The 624-nt window shown below is 66.3% G+C and carries 1 protein-coding gene; it reads right to left on the bottom strand.

The genetic code is table 11. The features are described 5' to 3' along the window. A partial coding sequence (locus tag AC4FQ5_RS19880; protein WP_491146356.1) for a hypothetical protein occupies positions 1-256 on the bottom strand: 256 nt, incomplete at its 3' end. Positions 257-624: the final 368 nt, after the last annotated feature.

Consider the following 624-nt stretch of genomic DNA (forward strand, 5'->3'; position numbering starts at 1 on the left):
CCAAAGCTGCCGTCGTGCTGGCAGACGAGATGAACGCGAGGCCGCCGAGTACGAGCGCGGTGACGGCTATGCCCTTCGACTGCTTCTTCACGAGGGCGACGATGCCCAGTGCGACGGCTCCCGCACCAAGGAGGAGTCCGAGGACGGGCACAAGTCCCGTGAGGAACGCGATGATGCCGAGAACGAGGGCGATGATCGCGAAGGTCGCGGGCTTCTTCGCCTGTCCAGGAGGCGGCGTCCAGCCAGGGCCGGTCATTGGCGGCTGAGCGCCGGTTTGGGGATAGGCGTTCTGCTGCCAGGGCTGCTGGGGCTGAGGGGCGGATCCGGCGGGGTGACCGGGCTGGACGGGGGGAGGCGGGGGGATTGTAGACACAAAACGTGATTGTTCCTCACGGAAACTACCAAGCGCTAGACCCCCGAGCAGGGGAGGTGAGCTGGCCCCCGAAGGTGGCCTGTCGAGCGGGGAACGTGAGTCGTACTCTCGTTGACGTGCGTCTGCTCGGCGCCGCCATTCGCGGGCCGAGTCCCGCGCACCTCCCTGCTCCAACCGCGCAAAGGCGCAGCAAGGAACCCGATGATCGACTTCGCCACGAACAGTGGCTTCAAGCTCAGCGAGATCAACCC

The sequence above is a fragment of the Chryseobacterium sp. DT-167 genome (assembly GCF_058310155.1).